Annotated in this window: 21 protein-coding genes; 13 read left to right on the top strand and 8 right to left on the bottom strand. The window is 43.9% G+C overall.

Annotation, left to right across the window (positions count from 1 at the left end):
• Nucleotides 1–6: 6 nt before the first annotated feature.
• The 3 genes from HMPREF0671_RS08550 to HMPREF0671_RS08540 all read left to right on the top strand — a co-directional run bounded on the left by HMPREF0671_RS08550 (nucleotide 7) and on the right by HMPREF0671_RS08540 (nucleotide 5,027).
• Complete coding sequence (locus tag HMPREF0671_RS08550; protein ID WP_036899482.1) at nucleotides 7–402, top strand: HIT family protein; 396 nt, start codon at nucleotides 7–9, stop codon at nucleotides 400–402.
• Nucleotides 403–569: 167 nt separating this feature from the next.
• Nucleotides 570–3,227 (top strand): glycoside hydrolase family 3 N-terminal domain-containing protein, encoded by a 2,658-nt coding sequence (locus tag HMPREF0671_RS08545; protein ID WP_084589748.1) that lies wholly within the window; start codon nucleotides 570–572, stop codon nucleotides 3,225–3,227.
• A gap of 90 nt (nucleotides 3,228–3,317) precedes the next feature.
• Nucleotides 3,318–5,027 carry a glycosyltransferase family 39 protein gene (locus tag HMPREF0671_RS08540; protein ID WP_036899479.1) on the top strand — a complete coding sequence of 570 codons (1,710 nt, stop codon included), beginning with the start codon at nucleotides 3,318–3,320 and terminating at the stop codon, nucleotides 5,025–5,027.
• Here the strand turns inward: HMPREF0671_RS08540 and HMPREF0671_RS08535 are convergent.
• The 6 genes from HMPREF0671_RS08535 to HMPREF0671_RS08510 all read right to left on the bottom strand — a co-directional run bounded on the left by HMPREF0671_RS08535 (nucleotide 4,997) and on the right by HMPREF0671_RS08510 (nucleotide 12,669).
• The gene (locus HMPREF0671_RS08535; RefSeq protein ID WP_036899476.1) at nucleotides 4,997–5,932 is read right to left on the bottom strand and encodes a glycosyltransferase family 2 protein; all 936 of its coding nucleotides are present in this window, start codon (nucleotides 5,930–5,932) and stop codon (nucleotides 4,997–4,999) included. The two genes, HMPREF0671_RS08540 and HMPREF0671_RS08535, sit on opposite strands and share 31 nt — an antisense overlap.
• Before the next feature lie 129 nt (nucleotides 5,933–6,061).
• Complete coding sequence (locus tag HMPREF0671_RS08530; protein ID WP_036899474.1) at nucleotides 6,062–6,649, bottom strand: porin family protein; 588 nt, start codon at nucleotides 6,647–6,649, stop codon at nucleotides 6,062–6,064.
• 202 nt (nucleotides 6,650–6,851) lie between these two features.
• Complete coding sequence (locus HMPREF0671_RS08525; protein ID WP_036899471.1) at nucleotides 6,852–7,382, bottom strand: porin family protein; 531 nt, start codon at nucleotides 7,380–7,382, stop codon at nucleotides 6,852–6,854.
• 197 nt (nucleotides 7,383–7,579) lie between these two features.
• Nucleotides 7,580–7,894 carry an outer membrane beta-barrel protein gene (locus HMPREF0671_RS11805; protein ID WP_198025895.1) on the bottom strand — a complete coding sequence of 105 codons (315 nt, stop codon included), beginning with the start codon at nucleotides 7,892–7,894 and terminating at the stop codon, nucleotides 7,580–7,582.
• Between the two features lie 903 nt (nucleotides 7,895–8,797).
• Nucleotides 8,798–12,199: a DEAD/DEAH box helicase gene (locus HMPREF0671_RS08515; protein ID WP_052052948.1), complete on the bottom strand. Its 3,402-nt coding sequence runs from the start codon at nucleotides 12,197–12,199 to the stop codon at nucleotides 8,798–8,800.
• Nucleotides 12,172–12,669, bottom strand: a complete 498-nt coding sequence (locus HMPREF0671_RS08510; protein ID WP_036899470.1) for a methylated-DNA--[protein]-cysteine S-methyltransferase — start codon at nucleotides 12,667–12,669, stop codon at nucleotides 12,172–12,174. Before HMPREF0671_RS08510 ends, HMPREF0671_RS08515 begins: the two co-directional genes overlap by 28 nt.
• 18 nt (nucleotides 12,670–12,687) lie before the next feature.
• Between HMPREF0671_RS08510 and HMPREF0671_RS08505 the strand changes: the two genes are divergently transcribed.
• From HMPREF0671_RS08505 to HMPREF0671_RS08490, 4 genes are all read left to right on the top strand, one after another.
• The gene (locus HMPREF0671_RS08505; RefSeq protein WP_036899467.1) at nucleotides 12,688–12,945 is read left to right on the top strand and encodes a hypothetical protein; all 258 of its coding nucleotides are present in this window, start codon (nucleotides 12,688–12,690) and stop codon (nucleotides 12,943–12,945) included.
• A gap of 340 nt (nucleotides 12,946–13,285) precedes the next feature.
• Nucleotides 13,286–13,588, top strand: a complete 303-nt coding sequence (locus HMPREF0671_RS08500; protein ID WP_036899464.1) for a hypothetical protein — start codon at nucleotides 13,286–13,288, stop codon at nucleotides 13,586–13,588.
• A gap of 373 nt (nucleotides 13,589–13,961) precedes the next feature.
• Nucleotides 13,962–14,780 carry an LPS export ABC transporter ATP-binding protein gene (gene lptB / locus HMPREF0671_RS08495; RefSeq protein ID WP_036899461.1) on the top strand — a complete coding sequence of 273 codons (819 nt, stop codon included), beginning with the start codon at nucleotides 13,962–13,964 and terminating at the stop codon, nucleotides 14,778–14,780.
• Nucleotides 14,781–15,088: 308 nt separating this feature from the next.
• Complete coding sequence (locus HMPREF0671_RS08490; RefSeq protein WP_198025894.1) at nucleotides 15,089–15,805, top strand: peroxiredoxin; 717 nt, start codon at nucleotides 15,089–15,091, stop codon at nucleotides 15,803–15,805.
• A gap of 209 nt (nucleotides 15,806–16,014) precedes the next feature.
• On the opposite strand, the gene HMPREF0671_RS08485 is transcribed toward HMPREF0671_RS08490, so the two are convergent.
• Together HMPREF0671_RS08485 and HMPREF0671_RS08480 are read right to left on the bottom strand one after the other, a co-directional pair.
• Nucleotides 16,015–16,791: a porin family protein gene (locus HMPREF0671_RS08485; protein ID WP_036899455.1), complete on the bottom strand. Its 777-nt coding sequence runs from the start codon at nucleotides 16,789–16,791 to the stop codon at nucleotides 16,015–16,017.
• 9 nt (nucleotides 16,792–16,800) lie between these two features.
• The gene (locus HMPREF0671_RS08480) at nucleotides 16,801–17,931 is read right to left on the bottom strand and encodes a PCMD domain-containing protein (RefSeq protein WP_036899450.1); all 1,131 of its coding nucleotides are present in this window, start codon (nucleotides 17,929–17,931) and stop codon (nucleotides 16,801–16,803) included.
• Nucleotides 17,932–18,189: 258 nt separating this feature from the next.
• Here HMPREF0671_RS08480 and tig point away from each other — a divergent pair, with 258 nt between their 5' ends.
• From tig to HMPREF0671_RS08450, 6 genes are all read left to right on the top strand, one after another.
• A complete protein-coding gene (tig, locus tag HMPREF0671_RS08475) occupies nucleotides 18,190–19,545 on the top strand; it encodes a trigger factor (RefSeq protein WP_036899448.1) in 1,356 nt (451 codons plus the stop codon).
• A 165-nt stretch (nucleotides 19,546–19,710) separates the two neighbouring features.
• Nucleotides 19,711–20,376, top strand: a complete 666-nt coding sequence (gene clpP, locus HMPREF0671_RS08470) for an ATP-dependent Clp endopeptidase proteolytic subunit ClpP (RefSeq protein ID WP_036899445.1) — start codon at nucleotides 19,711–19,713, stop codon at nucleotides 20,374–20,376.
• Between the two features lie 12 nt (nucleotides 20,377–20,388).
• Complete coding sequence (gene clpX, locus HMPREF0671_RS08465) at nucleotides 20,389–21,636, top strand: ATP-dependent Clp protease ATP-binding subunit ClpX (protein WP_036899440.1); 1,248 nt, start codon at nucleotides 20,389–20,391, stop codon at nucleotides 21,634–21,636.
• A 77-nt stretch (nucleotides 21,637–21,713) separates the two neighbouring features.
• Complete coding sequence (recQ, locus tag HMPREF0671_RS08460; RefSeq protein WP_036899437.1) at nucleotides 21,714–23,888, top strand: DNA helicase RecQ; 2,175 nt, start codon at nucleotides 21,714–21,716, stop codon at nucleotides 23,886–23,888.
• 49 nt (nucleotides 23,889–23,937) lie between these two features.
• On the top strand, nucleotides 23,938–24,981 hold the full coding sequence (locus HMPREF0671_RS08455) for an exo-alpha-sialidase (protein ID WP_156958394.1): 1,044 nt from the start codon (nucleotides 23,938–23,940) through the stop codon (nucleotides 24,979–24,981).
• A gap of 13 nt (nucleotides 24,982–24,994) precedes the next feature.
• The coding region (locus tag HMPREF0671_RS08450; RefSeq protein WP_036899431.1) for an acyltransferase at nucleotides 24,995–25,394 on the top strand (400 nt) is incomplete at its 3' end.

Genomic DNA, 25,394 nt, shown 5'->3' with positions numbered 1-25,394 from the left:
CACGCGATGGATATTTTTTCAAAGATTGCAGCCGGAGAGATTCCTAGCTACAAGTGTGCGGAAGACGAGAACTTCTACGCTTTCCTTGATATTAATCCCTTGGTGAAAGGGCATACACTGGTGATTCCGCGTCGTGAGGTAGATTATATCTTCGATATGGACGATGAAGAGTTGGCTGCTTTCCAGCTATTTGCCAAGAAAGTGGCTGCCGCTATCAAGACAGTTTTCCCTTGTAAGAAGGTTGCTCAGGTGGTATTGGGATTGGAAGTGCCCCATGCACATATCCATCTGATGCCAATTAACAGCGAGGCCGATGTGGATTTCCACAAAGAGAAGTTGCAGTTGAACGAAGAGGAATTCAAGGAAATAGCAGCTAAGATTTACGCCGAATTCAAGAAATAATTATCGTTCATAGCCCATCATAGGCAATTAGACCATCATACAAGAGCGGATGTATCAATTTTGATACATCCGCTCTTTGCGTATATACATTTTTCGATAAATTTATTTTGTCATTTTATTTTATTTTCGTAAGTTTGCAGTCAATCCTTATATACATAATAAAAACCATGGACAATACTAAGCAAAAGCAGCATTCCAAACTTTGTAAAAAAACTCTTTCGACCATGATGAACGGTGTCATGGGTATACTGTTGTTGTTTTCTACGACTCTTAATGTACAGGGACAAAGCAAAAAAGTCGATTCATCCATCCCACTATACAAGAATCCACAGGCACCTGTAGAGCAGCGGGTGGAAGACCTTTTGGGTAGGATGACGCTGGAAGAGAAAGTGGCGCAAATGCGGCATATACATTTTAAACACTACAATTCGGACGGACGCGTCGACATAGATAAATTGATCAAATCGACCGATGGTCTGAGTTTTGGATGCGTGGAGGCTTTTCCTTATTCATCGGAGCAGTATCTCAATGCCATGTACCAGATTCAGAAGCACATGCGTTATCACACTCGACTCGGCATACCTGTTATTCCTGTGATGGAAGGATTGCACGGAGTGGTACAAGATGGATGTACTATTTTTCCGCAATCCATAGCTCTTGGTGCGACTTTCAATCCGCAGCTGATACGAAAAGTCGGTCATTTTGTAGGCAAAGAGATGCAAGCCATTGGCGCCAAACAAGCGTTGGCACCCGACTTAGATATTGCCCGCGAACCGAGGTGGGGGCGCGTGGAAGAGACGTATGGCGAAGATCCGTTGCTCATTTCAAAGATGGGAGCTGCCTACATCAATGGGCTTCAAGACCATAAACAGATTCCTACGCTCAAACATTTCGTTGCTCACGGCACTCCGGAAGGTGGTCTGAATCTCGCTTCTGTACGCGGTGGGCGTCGAGAATTGCTGGGATTATACGCCAAACCGTTTGAATATGTCATCCGCGAATGCCATCCGCTCAGCGTGATGAACTGCTATAGTTCGTACGATGGAGAACCTATAACCTCGTCACCTTATTTCCTTAAATCGCTCTTACGCGACAGTCTGCACTTTAAAGGATATGTATATTCCGATTGGGGTTCGGTCTCTATGCTTGAATGTTTCCACCATGTGGCGGGCAACAATGCCGAGGCTGCACAGAAAGCGATTACTGCTGGACTGGATTTAGAGGCTAGTAGCGATTGCTACCAGTATGCATTGGAACTTATCAGACAAGGTAAGATAAGCGAAAAAGACATTGATGATGCTGTGCGACATATACTCTATACGAAGTTTGCATCGGGACTTTTCGAGGATGAGTTGCCCGATACGATGGGGCTAAAGAGGAATGTACATACGCCCGAAGCGATAGAGGTGGCACTCAATACAGCTCGTGAGAGCATCGTATTGTTGGAGAATAAAAATGATTGTCTGCCATTGTCGGCGGATAAACTGTCGAGTATCGCGGTGGTAGGACCTAATGCCGACCACGTACAATTTGGCGATTACTCATGGAGCGACCAAAAGAAAGATGGTGTAACACCGTTTGAGGGCATCCGAAAATTGGTGGGAAAGCAAATACAAGTGAACTATGCCAAGGGATGCGACCTATGGTCTCAAGATAAAAAAGGCTTTGATGAAGCTGTCAAGGCTGTGCAGAAAAGCGACTTAACCATCGTATGTGTGGGTACGCAGAGCGCACTCTTGGCACGCGCTTCCGACCCTGCTACAAGCGGTGAGGGCTTCGATTTAAGCAATCTTACGCTTCCCGGTGTACAGCAGGAACTCGTAGATGAAATCGCTAAACAGGGTAAGCCGTTCATCGTTGTGTTGGTTACAGGTCGTCCGCTCGTTACGGGTAGTTTCAACAAGCGTTGCAATGCGCTGTTGGTACAGTGGTATGGTGGCGAACAAAGTGGCACTGCATTGGCCGAAGTATTATTTGGTAAGGTGAACCCTTCGGGACGCTTGCCCATCTCTTTCCCCAAGAGTGTAGGTCATCTGCCTTGCTATTACAACTATCTTCCTACCGATAAGGGCTTCTATAATAGAAAAGGTACGCTCGAAACACCGGGACGTGACTATGTTTTCTCCGACCCTTATGCCGAATATAGCTTTGGTTTTGGGCGCTCCTATACTCGCTTTGCCTATTCCAATCTGAAGGTACAGCGTCGTAAATTGGCAGAGAAAGACACGCTAACCGTCACCTTCGACGTGACCAATCAAGGCACACGCATCGGTATGGAAGTCCCGCAACTCTACATTCGTGATCTAGTTGGCTCGGTAACTACGCCTGTTAAGCAACTCTATGCTTTTGAAAAGGTGGCTATTGCGCCCAAAGAGACGAAGCAACTGACATTCAAAGTGCCTGTAGGCGAGTTGGCTTTATACAACAATGAATACAAGAAAGTGGTAGAGCCGGGCGATTTCTCGGTGATGATAGGCAGTTCGTCAGACAATATTTTGCTTACAGATACCGTCACGGTAGGGCAAAACAATCTTACTACGGCAACGGTTAGTAACAGTCAGAAAGGAATCAAGAAGGCCGATTTAGGCAAATCTATTAGCATCGTAGGAGTGGTAAGAGATGTGCAAGCAACCCCGATGAGACAGGTAAAGGTGTCGACCAATGGTGGTAAGACAACGGTGTTGACCGATAAGAAAGGTGTCTATCGTTTGCAAAGTCGCGTGGGAGACGTGCTCGTCTTTGAGGAAAAAGGGTATCAGACGGTCAGGCTCACCGTCACTCTCAATGCTATATACGATATAGAGATGATTTCTGCGGTTCAATAATAAGACGCTGTTTTGCTGCGAATTATAGGTTTATATGCAGCAATGTGGACATAAATGGCTATTTTTGCAGTCAAAATAAGCATTGAAGATATGTCAGAGAATAGAAGCGTATTGTTGTGGACACTCTTATTTGTAGCCTTCGTCACTACGTTACCTTTCCTTGGTCTCACCGAATTTTATTCTAAAGGTGAACCGCGCGAGGCCGTGGTGGCGTTGAGCATGTTGAAAGATGGCAACTGGATATTGCCTATCAACAATGGTGGTGATATCCCTTATAAGCCACCATTTTTCCATTGGATTATCGCCCTCCTTTCGCTTCCGCAAGGCTATGTCAGCGAGTTTACAGCCCGTTTGCCTTCTGCTTTGTCGCTCATCGCTATGACTGTAGGTGGCTATCTGTTCAATTCGCGCCGCAAAGATGCAAGTATTGCCTTTATGACAGCGATGTTGACACTCTCGGCTTTCGAGGTTCATAGGGCTGGAATGGCATGTCGTGTCGACATGGTATTGACGCTTTGCATGGTCGGCAGTTATTGGTTGCTTTACCGTTGGTGGGAACGTGGTATGCGTGGATTCCCCATTTGGGCCGTTCTGAGCATGAGTGGGGCAGCCTTGACCAAAGGACCTGTGGGCATCATCCTGCCTTGTTTTGTTATTGGCGTGTTCATGTTGATTCGTGGAGTATGTTGGTGGAAGGTGTTTGGAAAGCTCACTTTGCTGGCTATTGCAGCCTGCATCATTCCCTCATTGTGGTATATTGCCGCTTATCATCAGGCCGGTGATAACTTCATCAGTTTGGTGATGGAAGAGAACTTCGGTCGATTCACCGGTACGATGAGTTATTCTTCGCACGAGCATCTCTTTACTTACAATTTCATGACACTGCTTGTGGGGTGGACCCCTTGGACATTATTGGCTGTCTTTTCGCTTTTCTCTATTAAGTGGAAACGTCCGCAAGGAATCGTCAACGGGTTACGCCAGCTTCGTACGTGTGACTCTTTCCAATTGTTCACGTGGTTGGCTTTCGGACTAACCCTGTTCTTCTATTGCATTCCATCAAGCAAGCGCAGTGTGTATCTACTACCCTGTTATCCGTTCATGGCACTACTGTTGGCTCAGTATATCGTCAGTCTTGTTCAACAGCATCGTCGTACTGTGAATACTTTTGTGGCTACACTGAGTGTTATCGGGTTTGTTGTTGTGGTTGCTTTCATCACTATTAGAACCGGCGTTATACCCGATACTGTTTTCCATGGGAAGCATGCCGATGAGAATATATTGATGCTTCGTGCACTGGAGAATGCCCCTCTGCATTTTGGAAACATTCTCTTGCTCGCACTTCCTGTGCTTATAGGGATTCCCGCTTTCTACACGGCGGTGCGCCATTCTCAACCTTATAGCACCCGCCATTTGATGGTGGCACACATGTTTAGTATTGTTTTTGTGATTTTCATGTTGCTTGATGGAGTCATTCTTCCTACTGTACTCAATGTGAAAAGCGAGCGTCCTTTGGCCGAATTTATCAATCATCGTTATCCTAAAGAGCCTGTTTACCAATATCTTGAGACCCCGATGCACCACTTCTTTGGAACTGATTTCTATGCCGGTGACCGCATTCGACAATTTGAACTAGACCGCCCGATGAGAGGTATTGTTATGTTGAAAGCCTCTGAGAAAGATGCTTTTGTGAGCAAACATCAAGATTATCGCTTTGCCAGTGATTGGCATTCGGCACGTCGAATAGCTGAGGTGAGAGATACGATATACTTCTATAGGTTTATGCGCTCGTCTACAAAATAACGTGGGCGGCGCTTTACTTCGGTATAAATCTTACCGACATAGATGCCCGTAATGCCGATACCGGTAGTCACGATGCCGCCAATAAACCATAATGAAGCCAAAAGTGAGGTCCAACCGGCTACCGTTTTGCCGGCTATATGCTCGATAATAGCATATATAATTGCCACCACAGATACTAGCATCATCGCTAATCCGATGACAGTAATCCACTTTAAGGGTGCAACAGAGAAAGAAGTGATGCCGTCTATAGAGAAAGCCAGCATCTTACGGAATGGATATTTCGACTCTCCGGCTACGCGGGCGGTGCGGTCATAATACACAAATCCCTCGTTAAAGCCTAATTGTCTCACCACACCGCGAAGGAATAAGTTGCGCTCGGAATACTGCATGAGCGCCTCAATAGCACGTGATGTCATCATGCGGAAGTCGGCATGATTAAACACAATCTCCTTGTCTACCTGCTTCATCAAACGATAAAACAACTGTGCTGAGACGCGTTTGAAAGCCGTATCTGTGTCTCTGCGCTTGCGAACACCGTACACAATGTCTTTCCCCGTCTTTACTTGGCGAGCCATTTCAATAATGGCTGTCTCGTCGTCTTGTAAGTCTGCGTCTATCGAAACGGCTGCATCGCATTTTCCAACGGTCTGTTCCAGTCCTGCCCATAGTGCATTTTGATGCCCTTCGTTGTGCGATAGCTTCAGTCCCGATACGTTTTGATATTGCCGAGCATAGTCTGTGATGAGCTTCCATGTACCATCTCGACTACCATCATCGACGAATAAGAGTCGGGCTTCCACTTCCTCTTCTTGTTTGAGGCGTTCGGTGAGCGTCTGCAAATGGTTGATACTCCAAGGCAATACCGCCTCTTCATTGTAGCAAGGAACGACAATATATATTTTCATGCGACCTTAGTATATACGGTTTATCAATTACAAAGATAGCTACAAAATATGAGAAATATAGTTGATAATACCAACAAAAAGAGCTTTCGCTAATGCGAAAGCTCTTTTATATTATTAAAATTGCTGTTTTTAGAGGTCAAATTTATAACCCAATGTAATCTGGAATACGCTGTTCTTGGCTGAACTTTCCTTGATAATTTCTGTCAATCCCCAATTGTAACGAGCATCAACTACAAAGTTGTTGAACTCGTATGAGGCACCTACAGGAACAGAAAAGTCAAACGACTTAATTTCATCTATATCTTTAGAAGCTTTGATTCCGTTAGCTTTACCCTCTAAAGAACTACTTATTTTGAATGCCGGCTGGATTCCAAGTTTTACAGCGAATCCCTTAGCAACATATACATTGGCCATGATAGGGATATTGATATAATTTAATTTAGCTGTGGCTGGGGTATTAATTCCATTAACTACCTCTGTTCCTTTTGCTCCTTGCATAGAATAAAGAGCTCCGGCACTGATACTAACCATATCGGTTACTTGGTATTCAAATTCAGCACCAGCTGCCAAACCTACCCTGATATCACCTTCAGATTTTGTAAAATTGGCAAGATTCAAGCCTACTTTTGGTTGAACAGTGATTGAACCGACAGCATGTTGTGCAAACATTGCTACAGAAGATAGCATCATGGCAGCTACTAATAGAGTCTTTTTCATAAGGTTTATAATTTAGAATTAATTGTTGTTACATTCGCAAATATAGTGTAAAGTAGCTTGTGTAACAAATTTTTATACAAATATCGTTACTTTATTTATATCTTTTAACAATAATGGACTGCCCATAGTTAGTGCCCATTATATAAATAAAAAGAGCTTCCACTAATGCGGAAGCTCTCTTATATCAGTATAATTGATATTTTTACAAACCGAATTTATAGCCCAATGTAATTTGGAATACGCTGTTCTTGGTGTCAGAAAAGTCTGAAATCTTGGTCAATCCCCAGTTGTAACGAGCATCAACCACGAAGTTGTTGTATTCGTATGACAGACCAACAGGGATAGAGAAGTCTACTGTTTTCACGTCAATGTCTTTAGTAGAACTTTCATCTCCAACTTTAAGCTTGTATTGGCTGTTCACGTTGAAGCCCGGTTGGATACCCAATTTTACAGCTAAGCCTTTAGCAACATATACATTTGCCAAGATAGGAACATTGATATAGTCGAGTTTAGTCGTCAAGTTATGAACCTTGGCTCCTTGCATTGAATACAACGCACCGGCACTTACGCTGACGATATCAGAAGCTTGATATTCGAGTTCTGCACCTGCTGCCAAGCCAATACGTGCATCGGCGTCTGACTTAGTCAAGTTAGCGATGTTCATACCAATCTTAGGTTGGATTGTCAACGAACCTACTGCGTGTTGTGCGAATGCTGCTACTGTAGTCAACATCAATGCTGCTGATAAAATGATTTTTTCATACTTGTTTCTAATTTTTGTTATTTATAGATATATTATCTCTTTAAACTCTCTAAAGCAAAGAGGGGGTGACAAGCATGAAAGTTACAAATGACCTAACGATTTTTACTCAAATAAAACTTTATATTATTTTATTAACATTTGTGAGAGGCTGTGTACGTACGCTCAAATTATAGTTTCAGACGATACCCCACGCTTAGTTGGACTGCTATCTTTTTGGCACTTGTGTTGGGATGGACTGTGATTAACCCTTCGTTAATCATCAAATCAAGCATTATGTTACGGTTCTCATAGGCTATACCTACAGGCAATGAAATATCAAAGAGTCTGACACCATAAACAGAATATGGGTATGTGTCGCCTGCAAATCTTGTTTCTACTGCATTATTCAGTCTCAACCCCGGTTGTATACCAGCTTTAACAGAAAAGTGACGGACAAAAGTTACATTCATTAAAATGGGTATATTGATATAGTCGAGTTTCAAAGTGCTGTTAACACTATTTCACCCTTGGTTAATTATGCTGACTGCTCCTTGCATCGAATACAAAGCACCAATACTGAAACTGATACTTTCTGTAGCTTGATACTCAAACTATCCACCGGCTACTATTCCATATCTAGGGCCGGTAGCATCAGAGTTTGTTACATTGGCTATGCTCAAACCCACTTTGGGTTTAAATCAAAATGTACCTATATTGTATTGTGCAAACCCTGCTATTGAGCATAGCATGAATACTATAACTAATAATACTTTTCTCATAGATGTCTGATGTTTTAAATGGTTTTGAGCTTCTTTTCTCTAAAGTGATATATTTGATGGGCTATTTACTACTTGCAAATATTAAGATATGTATGAATATTTTGTAAGTTTTTAGGATAGATTTTTTACATCTATATATAACTTTTATTTCGCTATTTCATTCTTGTTATCTATAATTTGTTTGTTACAAGCTTGCGTCAAGGCATCACATGGAAGATACTTGCACTAACGGCTCCAAGTTTCACAGTATGCTGTTTCTGATTATAAGTGGCTCTACCTACTGAGTATACCAATTGTAGCTGCCTACCGTTAAAGTCAATCGGTTTATCTACTTTGATTCCACAGGGATTTATGGCTACTATATATGCGTCCTTTCTCTTCGTTTATAAGTCCGTCATCCATTGTTACAACTGTAACAAAAGGTAGCTTTCCCACATCATGCACGGCATCTTCGCAAGTATCAATACTGAAGCCTAAACTCTCACCATAGGAGATATGAGTACACCCACATATAACTTATATAGGGTGGCAAAGGCTTCTTAAGCATGAATTTTGTATAGCAATTTATACACAAATGGAAATGCTTACAATATCAGAGTACCTAATAAACGAGATGATAGAATATTCTTATCTTAGCATTCCGCCTTTCTCTTCCACATATTTCATTAACTGCGAGAAAAGGCGATTGCCTTGTAATATGTCTCGATTGCCCGTCAATATCAGTTGTTGACGGGCGCGTGTCAACGCCACATTGAGTTTGCGGTCGATGATTTGTCCGTCTTCCAAGAAGCAAGTAGCAGCTAAGAAATCAAGTTGATAGCTATGTTGGATGGTAAACGAGTACACGATGACATCGCGCTGGCTACCCTGATAGCGTTCTACAGTGTCGATACTGATTTGTTCCAAAGCCGGGATACCCAGTTTCTCGATACATTTTCGTATCATGGCAATCTGATTACGGTAAGGCACAATGACCCCGATGGTCTTCGAAACATCAAACCGTTCGCCATAAAAACGATAGATGCGCTCTACTACATCGGCTACAATGGCGGCCTCGTGTGTGTTCACTTTATCCGAGAGATGAGGCTGCCGACAGTATTGGGAGGCAATAAATACCATGCGATGAGACTTTAATAGCTCGTCCATACTGTCTTTGGCAGGCGCTAAATAGGGCAATCGCGTCTCGCGCTGATGGGGGAGTGGCACGGCTTGCAACTGTTCGTTGGCATAGAATTGCTGTGCCGGGAAGTCGGCAATATCAGGGTGCATACGCCCTTGTCGATTCAATACGCCTACAAAGTCGGTACGATGTTCGTGGCGTTCCCAACGCACCAATCGCTCGAAAAGCGAATGGCGGCAGTTGTCTAGTTCTATGTCTACCAATTCAGGAATATCCACTTCCGACTCTGAAGCGTCTTGTTGCACCACGGCCGGCAACTGTTTGTGGTCGCCAATGAGTATAAAACGGTCGGGATAGGTGAGCAATCCCACCAGTCCGGGTTCCAATATTTGGCTTGCTTCGTCCACGATGGCGAGTGTGAAGTGCTTCAAATCGAAGATATACGACTTGTTCTGAATAGTGCTGGTAGTCCCTACAATGATGGGCATACCGAGCAATCGCTGCTTGATGACATCGAGTCTAGGACTCTCTTCTATCAGGTTGCTGAGCAGCTGGTCGTGGAATCTTGCATCGCAAGTATACTCATTACCTATTCTAATATAAGGAAGTCTATGCTCTGAAAGCATTCCGCAGATTTCGTCTACGGCTCGATTGGTGTAACTCATCAGCAGTATGGAGGGGTTCTCCTCTTGATGTGCGAGGAATTCGCGTACCAAATACTGTAGTGCCATGCTCGTTTTCCCGGTGCCGGGAGGCCCTACCAACAGGAAATAATCCATTGCCTGCCGAGCGTGCAACACAATATTGTCGTAGTCGGGATGATAGCTTTGTGAGAGCGTCACGCAACGGTCGATGCGTGGCGCACGCTGTCCCAAAAGCAGGTCGCGGCGCGATTGTGGTGCGGTAATAAATTTATGAAGGCTGCGGATAGACGAGGTAGCCCCTAGATTACCTCCATGCTCAATAGCATAGCACATGCCGTCGTCGGCTTCGGGCGATAAGATATGAGGATTTTGCTGTCCATCGTTGAGGTGCACGACGAGTCTGCCGGTCGTGATTTCCACCAATGCGCCCTTGAAAAGTAAAGCTTTACGCACATCGGGTACGTCTCCATGGCGATACGCATAGAGATAAATCATGTCGCCACGACGGAAGTTCGGCAAGAAGTCTTCGCCCTGTGTGGGTACGTCAAGGGTTATTGTGTCGTATCCATTGTAAGCCGAACTCTTCGTGCGTTTGATGATTTGCAAGTCAGTATAAATGTTGCCGGTCTCCTTCTTCTGTGCCAACGGCATGTTCCAAAGGTCGGCTGTAGAATTGCCAACACCTTCTTGAGCTCCCACCTTCGATACCAATTGCTCCCGATACACAAAGGTCATCATACGGCAATAGTATGCATGTTCCAGTCGGGAGAGTCGTGTCAACGGTTCGGTTACGGCTTTGATTTGTGGTAATATCCACTGTTGGAAAAAGCGATTGTCCAGTCCTGCTTCGTTCAAAGTAGCAGGATTGAGCTGTGGAAGTATTTTTTCAAAACCGTTCAAAGCCATGTCGTATTTCGCAGCTACCAGTCGGTTGCGAAATAGAATGGCCTCCTGAAACAGTTTTCGGTAGTAGTTGACTACCACTAAACCGCCCGGTAAAGGGTACTTGGAGTAGAGCAGTCGTATGTCGGTCTTGTTGCTTCTGAGGTTGAAGTTCTGTCTCAATACTCCGTAATAGAGTAGCAACTGTACGTAGTGGTCTTCTTTTTGGAAGCTGCCATATTCATTAGGGCGGCCGGTCTGTATGCTGAAATTGCTGCCTGATTTCTGTTCCACCAACAGTTCAAAGTCGGTTGTCATCAAGTCGACACGTCCTTGGATACCGAGTCGCTCGCAAACAAACGAGGGTTCGAGAATCGCTTTTTCACGGTCGAAATCATGATCGAAGAGTTGGTCTACTGCCTCTTTTATATTTTCTACCTGTCGTTGCGCCGCCACTTTAAAGTTCTCCCGACGATTCAGGTCGTCGCATGTACAGTATTCCAGTGCCTTCTCTTTGAAATTATTCTTAAATGTCTCGCTCCACGAATAGTTGCCCCCACAGTTGATAATGTCGTCGAGGGCGGCTCCGGCAAAGTTTCCCACGAGGATGGCTTGCGAGTTTGCGGCCGGAGACATGCTGTTGACGACGTATGAAAGAGGGTGATGGCCATAGTCGGTGAAGCATCGTGCAATGCTACTAATGTCTATCAGATAATCGGGTTCCACCACGATGACCGATGACGGAAGGGGTATCAAGTGATTTTTCTCGCCACCGTCGGCCACGCTAAAGTCCAACAGATTGAGCTGTACCCCCTCGTGTAACAATTCATATATATATATAAGGTGTGGTTCGGTAGCATAGTCTACCGTCACCGTGTACTCTTCTACATCGGCATCGACCACGGCTGTGAAGTGCTGTTCGTTATAGGTACGCACGATACAGCGCAAGTATCGATAGTCTATGTGGTGTATCTCACGTCCCGGTCGGGCAGAGAGGGTAGGCAATTTGCCAACCAATGATGAGGGAATATCTACATGGAAGATAGCTGATATAAATACGGCCAATGCACGTAAGTCGTAGCCTAGTTGTTCGGCAGAGAGCTGTTCATTGCGGTTACTGTCGTGTCTCATGCGTTGGATTGCCACTGTATCGGCTATCGATACATGATGATGCCGACAGAGGAAGTCTACCTGTGCAAAGAGATTGCCGAAAGATTGGTGTGTCCCCATGAGCGCTTCGTGGCACGCAAGTACCAATACGTCGTGCATCATCTTGCTTACGGGTACTGTTCCATCGGCTCGCAGGATGTCGCCTACGAGCGAGAAGAGTTCGTCGGGAGTGACGGCCTGACGGCTTATCGAGTCAACTTCGACTTTTCCCATGCAATAAGTTGTTTCTTGAGTTCTGCCCCCCAATGGTATTGTCCGGTTGTTCCGTCTTTATGTACGACGCGATGACATGGCACTATCATGGCCAAAGGATTGCGTGCCACGGCTGTAGCCACGGCACGAACGGCACTCGGTTTACCCAGCCGGGTAGCAAGTTCTTGATATGACATAGTGGTGCCAAACGGAATCTTCTGTACCTCTTGCCACACCGAACGTTGGAAATCGGTTCCATAAAGCCGTATGGGCAGCTCGTGCTGATAGCCTTCGAAGATGACGCGCTCAACGGTTTGGGCTATCGTGTCATTTTGTACCGTCTCTGTATAAGTACCCCAACGCGCTGCCAACTCGTGAATGACAGCCATGCGATTGGTGCCTAGAAACTGCACATCGCAGAATCCTTCGAACGTTCGAGCAACCACTATTTCGCCAAAAGGCGACTGGGCAAAACCATAGACTATTTTCATATTACGATACAGATTAGAATGGCCGAGGCTTCAAACTCGGTATCGACAAAGTTACAGCAAATCAAAGACATGTGCAAATTTAATGTTGATGGGGCTTGCTTTGCACTATTTTGTTGGGACAGCTGTGGTGTGTACACCGTCTCTCTTTGGGGATATGGACTTGATAATAACGAATTCTTTGTATATTGCGGAGGCTTGGCAGTATTGCTGCATGAACTTTTCAGCAGTGCTGAAGTAGCTTCTCAGCATCGTTGCTCCAAGCTTGCAGTAAATTAAGGGTGAAGAGTTAAGACTGAGAAGTGGGGATGTATTAATATCTGAATGGGCTAGTTGAGATGTTAATAAAATCTCTTTCGCGATTCAAATTTTGAAAAAACATTTAAAAAAGTTGTGTGTATGGAATTTGCATATTAATTATTGCAGCGCAATAAACGCAAATGTTATTATTTAATTGAAAGGATAACAAAATGGACAATAACAAAATTTTCACGCTGATTTTCGCTCTAATTGTATCAGTAGGTATGGTTTCTTGTGATAAAAACGAAGTCATGGAAGCTGAGAAAAGTATGACAAAATAATTGTAAATCCTGTTACTTTGGAAGGTAAATGGACTAATATGGCAACGGCCGAAGAGGCTGCAAATGGTATCACAGCGCCTGCGGTCGCTTTCGACAAAACAAGCAATGCCGTCGTGGTTTGGGCTGATAGCAAGAATGAATTTAAGTCGAAAGATGAGAAATATCGTTTCACCTATGTTGATGGGAAGCTTCAGTTGGTGGATGAACCCACCGGTACGTCGGCCTACTATACACTAACTTTCTCGCCCGACAAGAAGAGTTTTACGCTCTCGGAGGTCAATGTGGCGAACGAGGATAAAGCTGATAAAATCGCTCAGAAACATTTGAGGCTGGTTCTATAAATTACCACCGCATATAGTCATTAAATTTTTATGAAATACGTTTTGTTATCTTTTGGCTTCTTTTTGGTTCAAAATGTAAGTTCGTTCAGTCGTGTAGCTCGCTACACTCCTTCACTCTCTTGTATTTTGACCTCAAAAAAAAGCTCAAAATCTAACAAAGCTAATTTATAGAACCAGCCTTGAATATGCTTAACGAACGAGTTTTTCACAAACAATAATCAAAATCGGGATGTCTCAAACGGGCATCCCGATTTCGTTTTTGACGTAGATATGACATCCTGTTAATATCACAGAATAGCACTCTTTAGGAAAAATAGGACGACTTCCGATTTTTCTTTTTATCTTTGCATCGAAACAACGAAATGATAAAACGATGAACGAGACGGACAACGTACAGTTGCATGGCGATAAAGAAAGAATGGTGTTGCGCACCGAGGGACTGGTGAAGCGCTATGGAAAGCGCACGGTGGCCAACGGTGTAAGTATCAATGTGCGACAAGGAGAAATCGTAGGATTGTTGGGACCGAATGGTGCCGGCAAGACCACTTCGTTCTATATGACGACGGGATTGGTGGTGCCGAACGAGGGACATGTGTACATCAACGACGAGGAAATAACCTATGATCCGGTGTATAAGCGTGCCCGTAAAGGTATCGGATACCTGCCTCAAGAGGCCAGTGTGTTTCGTAAGATGAGTGTGGAAGACAATATCATGTCGGTATTGGAGATGACACAGCTCAACCACGAACAGCAACTTGAACGCTTGGAAACGTTGATTCGCGAGTTTCGCTTGGGTAAGGTGCGCAAGAATAAAGGCGATCAACTGTCTGGAGGTGAGCGTCGTCGTACCGAGATAGCGCGTTGTTTGGCTATCAATCCTAAGTTTATTATGCTCGACGAACCCTTTGCTGGTGTCGACCCTATTGCTGTTGAAGACATTCAGCACATCGTCTGGCAGTTGAAATATCGCAATATCGGTATTTTGATTACCGACCACAACGTGCAGGAAACACTCACGATTACTGATCGTGCTTACCTTTTATTCGAGGGTAAGATATTGTTTCAAGGTAATCCGGAAGAGTTGGCTAGTAATAAGATTGTACGTGAGAAATACTTGAGTAACAGTTTCGTGTTGCGCAAAAAAGACTTCCAAACGATAGACGAAGAGAAGAGAAAGCGCGAAGCGGAGTAGTTTTCTGGGTTGATGAGTTTGTAAGTTTACCCGATTTTCGCTTAGCATTCTCCCGCACCGGACGGCAAAGTTCGTACGGTTTTGGGCAATTGCATATTTGTAAGAGTTCGATACGTTTTGATAAACTATTTGTTTATTTGTGTCATTTCCTTTTTTTTCGTGGCTTATAGTGTATTATAAAGGATAAAAAATGCTTTGAACACGAAATAGAAAGTTGTAAATTGCAATATTGTATATAATCACATAAACTAAATATAAAGCTTATGAGAAAAAGTAATTCGACTAGAATGCTCCTGTTCTTCATAATAATGATATTCAATCAAATAGATTCATTTGGACAATTTTCATCGTTGAAAGATTCTCCTATGTTTAAGAATAATAAGCATAATATATTTAGAGAGACTTTGACTAATACTTACTATGAAATGTCTGAGATGGATAGTTTGTATAAAACAGGTAAATCGCCTTTTCAGATACTTAGTAATATTAAGAAAGGAGATAGCATTGTTTGGATGATAAAATTTATTAATGAAGACGATTTTACGATTAAGTCTCAATGGCTAAATAAAAAGTTTCCTTTAAAAGACTTTGTTGATATTCATAATATTCAGATTAAAACTAGTGAATTGACAGGTAAGTTTTTAATCATTTATTGTTGGAGTGTATCTTGCGGTCCTTGCATAAAAGAACTCCCTTATCTTAATGCACTTAAGGACAGTCTTAATAAGGATAATTATATTTTACTAGGAGTTACATTTGATAACTCTGTATCAATAAGAAACTTTTTTAAATCTAATCAACTTAATACATATTTAAATGACGAGAATCCTTCATTTGCATTTCGAATAATTCCAAATCAAAAGGAGTTTCTAAATAATGTTTTAGGAGTTAAAAGCTATCCAACAACCTTTATTGTTGATAAGAAAGGATTTATAAAGCAAATCATTGAAGGAGTTAACTTAGATGAACAAAAGAAGCCAAAGATATATTCAGAGATAATGGAAACTCTAAAAAGAATAGAATGAAATAAAACTGCATACAACCATGGTATATAAGTAATGGCTCTATGTTTGTCCGAAAGTATACTCCCGATGTAGCCGAATGCTTTTAGGTTTGCATTGTTTATCAATTGTTATTCTATTTATTTGATACGTAAACCGGGCCCAATCTCCATTTTCGTTAGATTGTCCCCGGTGCTCAATGTATGGCTTTGTAGCCCTTTGTTTCTGTCTGCTTAGAACTGATAACCGAACCCTACGTTTAGATATACAGGGTACATATTGAACGTAATGGTCTTGAAGTCGCCCTTAAAGATATTGGAGAAAGCCCATGTGAAGTCGGCATTTACCGAGAAATGTTTGTATGCTCGCCATGTTCCACCTATCTGTGCGCCCCATTGCCAACGTCGTAAGTCGTTGGTAAAATCGTAAGTTGCGGTCTTCCCATCGTTGAATACTATCTTCTCACCTGTGGGATTTCCTTGACGCAGATAACCGTCTGACACGTGTCCGGAGAAGTCGCCGTCGAGTCGTAGCGATGCGAATAGGCCTGCACGAACCTTCCAGCGATTGTTGAAACGGTAGTTGGCCATGACTGGAAGAGTGAGCAACGTATTGCTATATTTGGTCTTTACATAACCAGTCCAGTAGCCGGCAACGCGGTTACCGTCGTTGATAATCTCGGTACTGTAGTTCTTGACCGTGGCACCAGTTTCCATTCCCTTGTTCTCTAAACGCAATCCGGCAGACATGCCCCACTGCTTTTGGCTATCAAACCAGTGTGTGACGATACCTTCAATCGAACCTGCGAACTTAGGATTATAACTGTCGATGCTGCGAATCTCGACAGGAAGGGGGATCGGGGTAGCCCCACCGATGTTGATACCGGCACGAACTTCGTACTCCCATCCGTTTTTCTCGGAGTTGATAATGTTTTGATCGCGCTCTTGTTGCGCTTGTATGTTGGTGGCTACGGCTGCAAAGAGCAATGCCAAAGTGAATTTGATTTTCATTGTTTAAAGTTATTCGTAAAGCAATTCCATTTCGTCTATATAGAGCGTGCTGCCCACTGCTCCAATGAATTTTGCGCCATCGATGCTCGAAGACATGACGATAGCCAAACTGTATTTGCCCTCTTTGAGCTTGTTGGCATCAATGGTTTTGCCGTTCATGGGTTGGAATTTGATGGAGAAGAACGTCCATTCGTCGGTCTCTTTCTTTTCGGTGAGGCGTGCCATAGAGACGATATTGGGGCTTGTGAGCGAGTTTGTGCCGTCGAGATAAGGTGTGTCTTTAGAAGTCTCGAAGAATACTGCATAGACGTCGAATGTATCTTTTTGACCTTTTACCTCGTCTAGATTGGCATCGGTAACCTTTGCTCCTGCCTTGTATTTGTAGAAACCTGTCAGGTAAGTTGGAGTCTTACGGAAGGGTACACCAAAGTGGGTTAGTGTGGCCATATTGGCTACAAAGAGGTTGCTGGAGAACTCTCCTGTGAATAAGTTGCCAGCTGCTATCGGTGCTTTGAACATCTTACCAAGCTTGCCAGTATCCTTTGTCTCCAGCTTGACGCACTTTCCGATGAACCCATTTTCGGCTTGACAAGTGGGGTAAGTGTCGGGGGTGTCTTGGCTATGTGTTATCTTGTAACCGGCATTTCCGCTAGCCCAATCCATGATTCCGCCGTCGGATGTGTTGTCAGTAAATATTTGGTAGTACTCTTTATCTTGACCATTCCCGTGTATATAGTCTTTTTCGACGAAGTATTTGATTTTTTCAAAATGATACGTTGTGGCCGGGTCGTCAGAGATGAAAGACACTTTGTAGGTCTTTTTCCATTGTCCGTCTTGCGAAGTGACGGTGTAAGTTTGGGGTGTCATGAAGTTTCTTACAGTTCCGCTTGCTGGTTCTATAGTTGCTCCATCGGTGAGTGTAAAAGTGGGAGCGAGCTTGGTTACATCGTTCCAACCGTTGATATAGAACTTCACCTCGTCGTTGGTGATAACCGGAGTACGAATGAGCATGCTTGTATTGGTCAAAGCACAAGCTGTAATGTCGGCTTCTGCATTCTGTGCTTCGTCCTGAATACAAGACGTAAATGTGCACGATAGCAGGGCCATCGCTGCTAAGAGCGAGTACTTGAATTTCAACATAATCTAATGCCTATTATATTTTGTATTGCGTATATATAGACCGCAAAAATAATAAAAGATACGGAGAAAAGCGGCGCGGCGTCTATAAGATTTGTAAGAAATACTAAAAAAGAAGTTAACTTATTGCAGGAACACAGTTAATTTTGTAATTTTGCATCCCATTGTAAAGTATTGGCAGTTACCGGCTTTTGGCATGGTCTTTGCTTAATGAAAGAACAAGAATAATAAAAAACATAAATAATAAACAAAACATCGAAGATGAATATCTCATTTGAAAATCCCGACAAGATCAATGGTCTGTTGACCGTTACAGTCGAAGAAGCAGATTACAAAGAGCAAGTCGAGAAGACATTGAAAGATTATCGCAAGAAGGCTAACTTTCCGGGATTCCGTCCCGGTATGGTTCCTATGGGACTTATCAAGAAGCAATTCGGCGAGTCTGCCAAGATGGACGCTATCAACAAGTTCGTAGGTGACCAACTTTACAAGTATATCCAAGACAATAAGATTCAGATGTTGGGCGAACCTCTTCCTTCAGAGAAGCAGGAACCACAAGACTTATCAAAGGAAGCTCCTTACACATTCGCCTTTGATATTGCTGTAGCACCTGAATTCCAGTGCGATTTGAATGGTCATAACAAGATTGACTATTACAATATTACCGTAGACGATGCGCTTATCGATCGCCAAGTAGATATGTTTGCGTCTCGCTCAGGCAACTATGGTAAGGTTGAAGACTATCAAGAAAACGATATGTTGAAAGGCGATTTGCGCGAGCTCGACGAGCAGGGTAACACCAAAGAAGGTGGTATCACGGTTGAGGCTGCGGCGTTGATGCCTAGCTATATCAAGGTAGACGACCAGAAGAAACTCTTCGATGGTGCTAAGCTGGGTGATATTATTACCTTCAATCCTCGCAAAGCATATCCTGAAAATGACACAGAAGTATCTTCATTGTTGAAGATTGATCGTGCACAGGTGGGCGAACATACCGGTGATTTCAGCTATCAGATTACAGAAATACAGCGCTTCCAGAAGCACGCAGTAGACCAAGAATTGTTTGATAGTGTCTTTGGTAAGGATGCAGTAAAGGATGAGAAGGAGTTCCGCGATAAGATTGCTGAGGGCTTGAAGGCTCAGTTGGCAACCGATAGCGATTACAAGTTTATCCTCGATGTACGTGCATACTGCGAGAAGAAAGTTGGTAAACTCGAATATCCTGATGCATTGTTGAAGCGCGTTATGCTGCAAAACAACAAGGAGCGTGGCGAAGAGTTCGTAGAAAAGAACTATGAGCAGAGCATCAAGGAGTTGACATGGCACTTGATTAAGGAGCAGCTGGTGGCAGCACATAATATTAAGGTGGAAGATGCAGACGTACTTGAGTCGGCTAAGGAGACCACTCGTGCTCAGTTTGCACAGTACGGTATGAACAATATTCCTGAAGAATATATCGAGCAGGGAGCTCAGGAATTGTTGAAGAAGCGTGAGAATCTCGATGGCTTCGTGAACAGAGCTGTTGACCGTAAGCTCGGTGCTGTCTTGAAGAATGTTGTGAAGTTGAATGAGAAAGAAATCTCTCTTGACGACTTCAACAAACTGATGGAAGAATAATTCAAGGAAGTTGTCGGTGCGAAGTTTTCGCATTTGTCGACATAAAAAAACTTCTTATCATTAAGAGGTTATCGACTTTTTTTATTATCTTTGTTCCTACAAGATTTGAAAAGAGGGTCGTTAACCTCTATTTTTATCTACATAAACGAAAGGAAAAAATAACAAATGAACGATTTTAGAAAGTATGCCACCAAGCATCTCGGTATGAACGGGATGATGATTGATGATGTGGTAAAGGCGCAGGCACAATATTTGAATCCCTATATTTTGGAAGAACGCCAGTTGAACGTGACACAGATGGATGTGTTCTCGCGTTTGATGATGGATCGTATCATCTTCCTTGGAACTGAAATTGACGACTATACCGCCAATACATTGCAAGCACAGTTGCTGTATTTGGACTCTGTAGACAGCGGAAAAGATATTTCTATTTACATCAATAGCCCCGGTGGAAGCGTCACAGCCGGCTTGGGTATCTACGATACGATGCAGTTTATCTCCAGCGATGTGGCTACTATCTGTACCGGTATGGCTGCTTCGATGGCTGCCGTATTGCTCGTTTCCGGTCAAGAAGGCAAGCGCTCGGCATTGACTCATAGCCGTGTGATGATTCATCAGCCACTTGGTGGCGTGCAAGGACAGGCTTCCGATATTGAGATTGAAGCCAAGGAAATCCAGAAGTTCAAAAAAGAACTCTATACCATTATATCAAATCACTCGCATACTCCCTTTGAGAAAGTATGGCAAGACTCGGATCGCAACTACTGGATGAACGCGGAAGAGGCCAAGGAGTATGGTATGATAGATACCGTACTTGTGCGTAAGAAATAAACGAAGGCAAAGATGTCAACACAGAAAAAGGTATGTAGCTTCTGCGGAAGAAGTGAGAAAGAGGTGAAATTGTTGATTACAGGACTTAATGGATACATCTGTGAGAACTGTGCACAACAAGCCTATGAGATTGTAAAGTCTACAGGCATCACAGCTCCTAATGCTCAGGAAAAGAAGGAGGGAGAAGCCTTCAAACTCAAGAAAGTGCCGAAGCCGAAGGAAATCAAGAAATATCTTGATCAGTATATCATAGGCCAAGATGAGGCCAAACGCTATCTGTCGGTATCGGTCTATAACCACTATAAGCGTCTGCAACAACCGAAAGACGAGAGTGGAGTGGAGATTGAGAAGAGCAATATTATTATGGTGGGAAGCACAGGAACAGGTAAAACCCTTTTGGCTCGCACCATAGCGAAGTTGCTTGACGTTCCTTTTACCATTGTAGATGCTACCGTATTCACCGAAGCAGGATATGTAGGAGAGGATGTTGAGAGCATTTTGAGCCGCTTGTTGCAGGTGGCTAACTATGATGTTCCAGCTGCTGAGCGCGGTATCGTGTTCATCGATGAGATAGATAAGATTGCTCGTAAGAGCGATAATCCTTCCATTACGCGCGATGTCAGTGGCGAAGGTGTACAGCAAGGACTCTTGAAACTGCTCGAAGGAACGATGGTAAACGTACCTCCACAGGGTGGTCGTAAGCATCCGGATCAAGAGTATATCCACGTAGACACGAAGAATATTCTATTTATTTGTGGCGGTGCGTTCGATGGAATAGAACGTAAGATAGCGCAACGATTGAATACTCATGTGGTAGGATATAACTCTGTGCAGAACGTTCGTAACGTAGATAAGACGGATTTGATGAAGTATATACTCCCGCAAGACCTGAAATCATTTGGTTTGATACCTGAGATTATCGGTCGTTTGCCGGTACTTACTTATCTCAATCCGCTTGATAGAGATGCTTTGCGACGCATTCTTGAAGAACCGAAAAACTCGATTATCAAGCAATACGTGAAGCTTTTTGAGATGGATGGCATTGAATTGTCGTTCGCTAAAGATACGCTCGACTTCATCGTAGACAAGGCTGTGGAGTACAAACTTGGTGCTCGTGGACTGCGTTCTATCGTTGAGTCGGTGATCATGGATGCCATGTTCGAGATTCCATCGAAACATGTGAAGAACTTTGAAGTGTCACTCGACTATGCAAAAGCACAGTTGGACAAGGCTCATCTGCAGGGACTAGCCTCGGCTTAAGGCTGAGTCCCTACAGTCCTTTATACTATTTTACAATGAAAGACATTCCTTATTCGGATAAGTAGTTGCTTATTGACATGACGAAAGAAGTTAATCTAACCCAACAATTGAAAAATTACTTCGGCTTTGATAAGTTCAAAGGCGACCAAGAAGCTATCATTCGTAATCTCATGGCTGGTAACGATACGTTTGTATTGATGCCCACCGGAGGTGGCAAGAGCTTGTGTTATCAGTTGCCATCTCTTATCATGGAGGGGACAGCTATCGTGATTTCTCCATTGATTGCACTGATGAAGAATCAGGTAGATGTGGTCAATGGCATGAGCGAGAATGGCGGAGTGGCTCACTATCTGAACTCATCATTGAACAAAGCTGCCATCCAACAGGTAGTAGATGACGTGAGAATGGGGAAGACCAAGCTGCTCTATGTGGCGCCGGAGTCGCTGAGTAAGGATGAGAATGTGGAGTTTTTGAGAACCATTAAAATCTCTTTCTACGCCATAGATGAGGCACATTGTATCTCTGAATGGGGACATGACTTCCGTCCTGAATACCGAAATATTCGTCCAACAATTGCTAGAATCGGCAACGCTCCAGTCATAGCGCTCACTGCTACGGCCACCGATAAGGTGCGTACAGATATTAAGAAGAGCCTTGGTATCATGGATGCGAAAGAGTTTAAGAGCTCTTTCAATCGTCCAAATCTTTATTACGAAGTACGTCCGAAGACGAAAGAGATAGATAAGCAAATCATTCGTTTCATCAAGCAGAATGCCGGTAAGAGCGGTATCATCTATTGTTTGTCGCGTAAGAAAGTTGAAGAGTTGGCTCAGGTGTTGCTAGCCAATGAAATCAAGGCGGCACCTTATCATGCTGGACTAGACAGTGCGACGCGCTCACAGACCCAAGATGACTTCTTGATGGAAAAGATTGACGTCATCGTGGCGACTATCGCGTTCGGTATGGGTATTGATAAACCCGATGTAAGGTTTGTCATTCATTACGATATTCCCAAGAGTTTGGAAGGCTACTATCAAGAAACCGGTCGCGCGGGGCGTGATGGTGGCGAGGGTATGTGCATTGCTTTCTATGCTTATAAAGACTTGCAGAAACTCGAAAAGTTTATGGAAGGCAAGCCATTGGCAGAGCAAGACATCGGCCGACAACTCTTACAAGAAACCGCAGCATACGCAGAATCTTCTGTATGTCGGCGTAAGATGCTCCTCCATTACTTCGGTGAGGAGTACCCACATGATAACTGTCATAGTTGTGATAACTGTCTACATCCCAAGACAAAGATTGAGGGTGAGACGGCATTGTTGGTCATTCTGAAGGCTGTGAAAGTTCTGAAAGAAGATTTCAGACAAGAGTATATCATCGATTTCGTGAAAGGTCGTGGTACCGATGACATTGTTTCGCATAAGCACGACCAATTAGAAGAGTTCGGAGCCGGTGAAGAAATCGCTTCCAAACTATGGAATCCGGTGATTCGGCAAGCCTTGATAGCCGGCTATCTCAAGAAAGATGTGGAGAATTACGGGCTTCTAAAACTTACTGCAGCAGGCAAGAAATTCATCAAGAATCCGCAATCTTTCATGATTGTAGAGGACAATGAATTCAACAAGTATGACGAGGATGAGGGTGAAGAGTCTACATGTGCGCTCGATCCTCAGTTGTTTTCGATGCTTAAGGATTTGCGTAAGACGCTCGCTCAGAAGATGCAAATACCGGCTTACGTCATCTTCCAAGACATCTCTTTGGAGCAGATGGCAACGATGTATCCCATCAGTGTGGACGAGTTGAAGAACATCCAAGGGGTGGGTATCGGCAAAGCCAACCGGTATGGAAACGAATTTTTGAAGCTTATCAAGCAATATTGCGAAGACAACGACATTGAGCGTCCCGAAGAACTGCGTGTCCGTACGGTGGCCAAGAAGTCGATGATTAAGGTGAAAATCATTCAGAATATCGACCGACAGGTGGCGTTAGACGACATTGCCGATGCTCTTGGCATCGATTTCGACGCCCTGCTTGAAGAGGTAGAGGCCATTGTTTACAGTGGAACGAAGTTGAATATCGACTACTTCTTGGAAGAAGTGATGGACGAAGACCATGTAGATGATATCTACGACTATTTCCATGACAGCGAGACCGACGGCATGGAGGCGGCCTTAAAAGAACTAGGTCAGGACTATTCCGAGGATGAAATCAGACTTGTGAGAATCAAGTTTATGTCTGAAATGGCTAACTAACTAAGTATCAGAAACCTTGAAACGGCTCTTTTTAATCATACAGTTTATCATGATACAGTTGACTTTGTGTGCGCAACTGTCAACTGTTTTTTCTCGTGGTGAGGCTGGGTATGCTTGTTTTCGCATACCTTCCATCATCCGCACTCCTAAATATTTATTGGCATTTGCCGAAGGACGGCGTCATGGATGTTCCGATACGGGGAACATAGATATAGTGATGAAGTCGTCTAAAGACAATGGGAAGACGTGGAGCGACCTCTTTGTTGTGTGGGATGCAGGCGACGATGTTTGCGGAAATCCGGTTCCCATCTACGATTCACAGCGCAAGCAGGTGGTGTTGGTGTGTTGTTGGAACGATGGCAAAGATACCGAATCTCAGCTGATGGCAGGCTCTTCGCGCTATCCACGTCGCGTTTATGTGCTTACGTCTACGCCCGATGGACGACATTGGTCGGCCCCTAAGGAGATTACCGATAGCGTGAAATCGCCTGCGTGGGGATGGTATGCCACTGGTCCTTGCCATGGTATACAGTTGCGATATACGCATCGTGGGCGCTTGGTTGTGCCTGCCAATCACTCTTCTTTGGGCGATAATACCTATAATTCTCATCTTATTTATTCAGACGATGCCGGTAAGACGTGGCATTTAGGTGGCCTTGTAGAAGAGAAAGGTGGCAATGAGAGCAGCGTTGTAGAGTTGTCCGATGGCCGTTTGATGCTTAATATGCGCAACTACAATCCACAACATCCCCATGTCCGCGCCTATGCTTTAAGCCGTGATGGGGGTAAGACGATGGGGCAGATGCAGTTCCACGACGACTTGATAGAGCCTGTCTGTCAAGGTAGTATTTTGGCATTCAACAAGCATACACTTCTTTTTTCCAATCCTCATTCGTTACAGCGAAAGAATCTTTCCATTCATAAGAGTGTTGATGGAGGCCGACATTGGCAATTGATGACGACCATATATCCCGGTCATTCGGCTTATTCTGACATCGTAAAGCTCGATGCTCATCACGTTGGGGTGATCTTTGAACATGGCATCAACGATGCTTACGAGGAGATAAGTTTCGTGTCTATCCCTGTGAAATAAACCAAACTACAATATGACTAAACTCGTTTCGGCTGCATCTTTTGCAGACACGAAACCGCATTATGACATTCTTGACGGCTTGCGTGGGATTGCTGCCCTCATGGTTTTAATCTACCATCTGTTTGAAGGATTTGCTACTAGTCCCTCCGATCAGATTTGGAACCACGGTTATTTGGCCGTTCCTTTCTTCTTCATCCTTTCCGGTTTCGTTATCGGTTATGCTTACGACGACCGTTGGAATCGCATGTCGATAGGTGAATTTTGTAAACGCCGACTCATCCGTTTGCATCCGATGGTGATTGCTGGTGTCGTTTTGGGCACCATCTCCTTTCTCGTGCAGGGCAGCGTGAAGTGGGATGGAAGCCATGTAGCCACCTCTTTGGTGATGTTGGCCATGCTTTGTACCATGTTTG

Origin of the sequence: Prevotella sp. S7 MS 2, from assembly GCF_000762865.1 — a bacterium.
Lineage (GTDB): Bacteria > Bacteroidota > Bacteroidia > Bacteroidales > Bacteroidaceae > Prevotella.
Note: the sequence above shows the minus strand (reverse complement) of the source record. Positions and strands in the feature narration are given on the sequence as shown.

Coding starts and splice junctions, on each gene's coding strand:
- HMPREF0671_RS08550 (WP_036899482.1), top strand. CDS start 7: ATGGATATTTTTTCAAAGATTGCAGCCGGAGAGATTCCTAGCTACAAG.
- HMPREF0671_RS08545 (WP_084589748.1), top strand. CDS start 570: ATGGACAATACTAAGCAAAAGCAGCATTCCAAACTTTGTAAAAAAACT.
- HMPREF0671_RS08540 (WP_036899479.1), top strand. CDS start 3,318: ATGTCAGAGAATAGAAGCGTATTGTTGTGGACACTCTTATTTGTAGCC.
- HMPREF0671_RS08535 (WP_036899476.1), bottom strand. CDS start 5,932: ATGAAAATATATATTGTCGTTCCTTGCTACAATGAAGAGGCGGTATTG.
- HMPREF0671_RS08530 (WP_036899474.1), bottom strand. CDS start 6,649: ATGAAAAAGACTCTATTAGTAGCTGCCATGATGCTATCTTCTGTAGCA.
- HMPREF0671_RS08525 (WP_036899471.1), bottom strand. CDS start 7,382: ATGTTGACTACAGTAGCAGCATTCGCACAACACGCAGTAGGTTCGTTG.
- HMPREF0671_RS08515 (WP_052052948.1), bottom strand. CDS start 12,199: ATGGGAAAAGTCGAAGTTGACTCGATAAGCCGTCAGGCCGTCACTCCC.
- HMPREF0671_RS08510 (WP_036899470.1), bottom strand. CDS start 12,669: ATGAAAATAGTCTATGGTTTTGCCCAGTCGCCTTTTGGCGAAATAGTG.
- HMPREF0671_RS08505 (WP_036899467.1), top strand. CDS start 12,688: ATGGCCGAGGCTTCAAACTCGGTATCGACAAAGTTACAGCAAATCAAA.
- HMPREF0671_RS08500 (WP_036899464.1), top strand. CDS start 13,286: ATGGCAACGGCCGAAGAGGCTGCAAATGGTATCACAGCGCCTGCGGTC.
- lptB (WP_036899461.1), top strand. CDS start 13,962: ATGAACGAGACGGACAACGTACAGTTGCATGGCGATAAAGAAAGAATG.
- HMPREF0671_RS08490 (WP_198025894.1), top strand. CDS start 15,089: ATGATATTCAATCAAATAGATTCATTTGGACAATTTTCATCGTTGAAA.
- HMPREF0671_RS08485 (WP_036899455.1), bottom strand. CDS start 16,791: ATGAAAATCAAATTCACTTTGGCATTGCTCTTTGCAGCCGTAGCCACC.
- HMPREF0671_RS08480 (WP_036899450.1), bottom strand. CDS start 17,931: ATGTTGAAATTCAAGTACTCGCTCTTAGCAGCGATGGCCCTGCTATCG.
- tig (WP_036899448.1), top strand. CDS start 18,190: ATGAATATCTCATTTGAAAATCCCGACAAGATCAATGGTCTGTTGACC.
- clpP (WP_036899445.1), top strand. CDS start 19,711: ATGAACGATTTTAGAAAGTATGCCACCAAGCATCTCGGTATGAACGGG.
- clpX (WP_036899440.1), top strand. CDS start 20,389: ATGTCAACACAGAAAAAGGTATGTAGCTTCTGCGGAAGAAGTGAGAAA.
- recQ (WP_036899437.1), top strand. CDS start 21,714: ATGACGAAAGAAGTTAATCTAACCCAACAATTGAAAAATTACTTCGGC.
- HMPREF0671_RS08455 (WP_156958394.1), top strand. CDS start 23,938: ATGATACAGTTGACTTTGTGTGCGCAACTGTCAACTGTTTTTTCTCGT.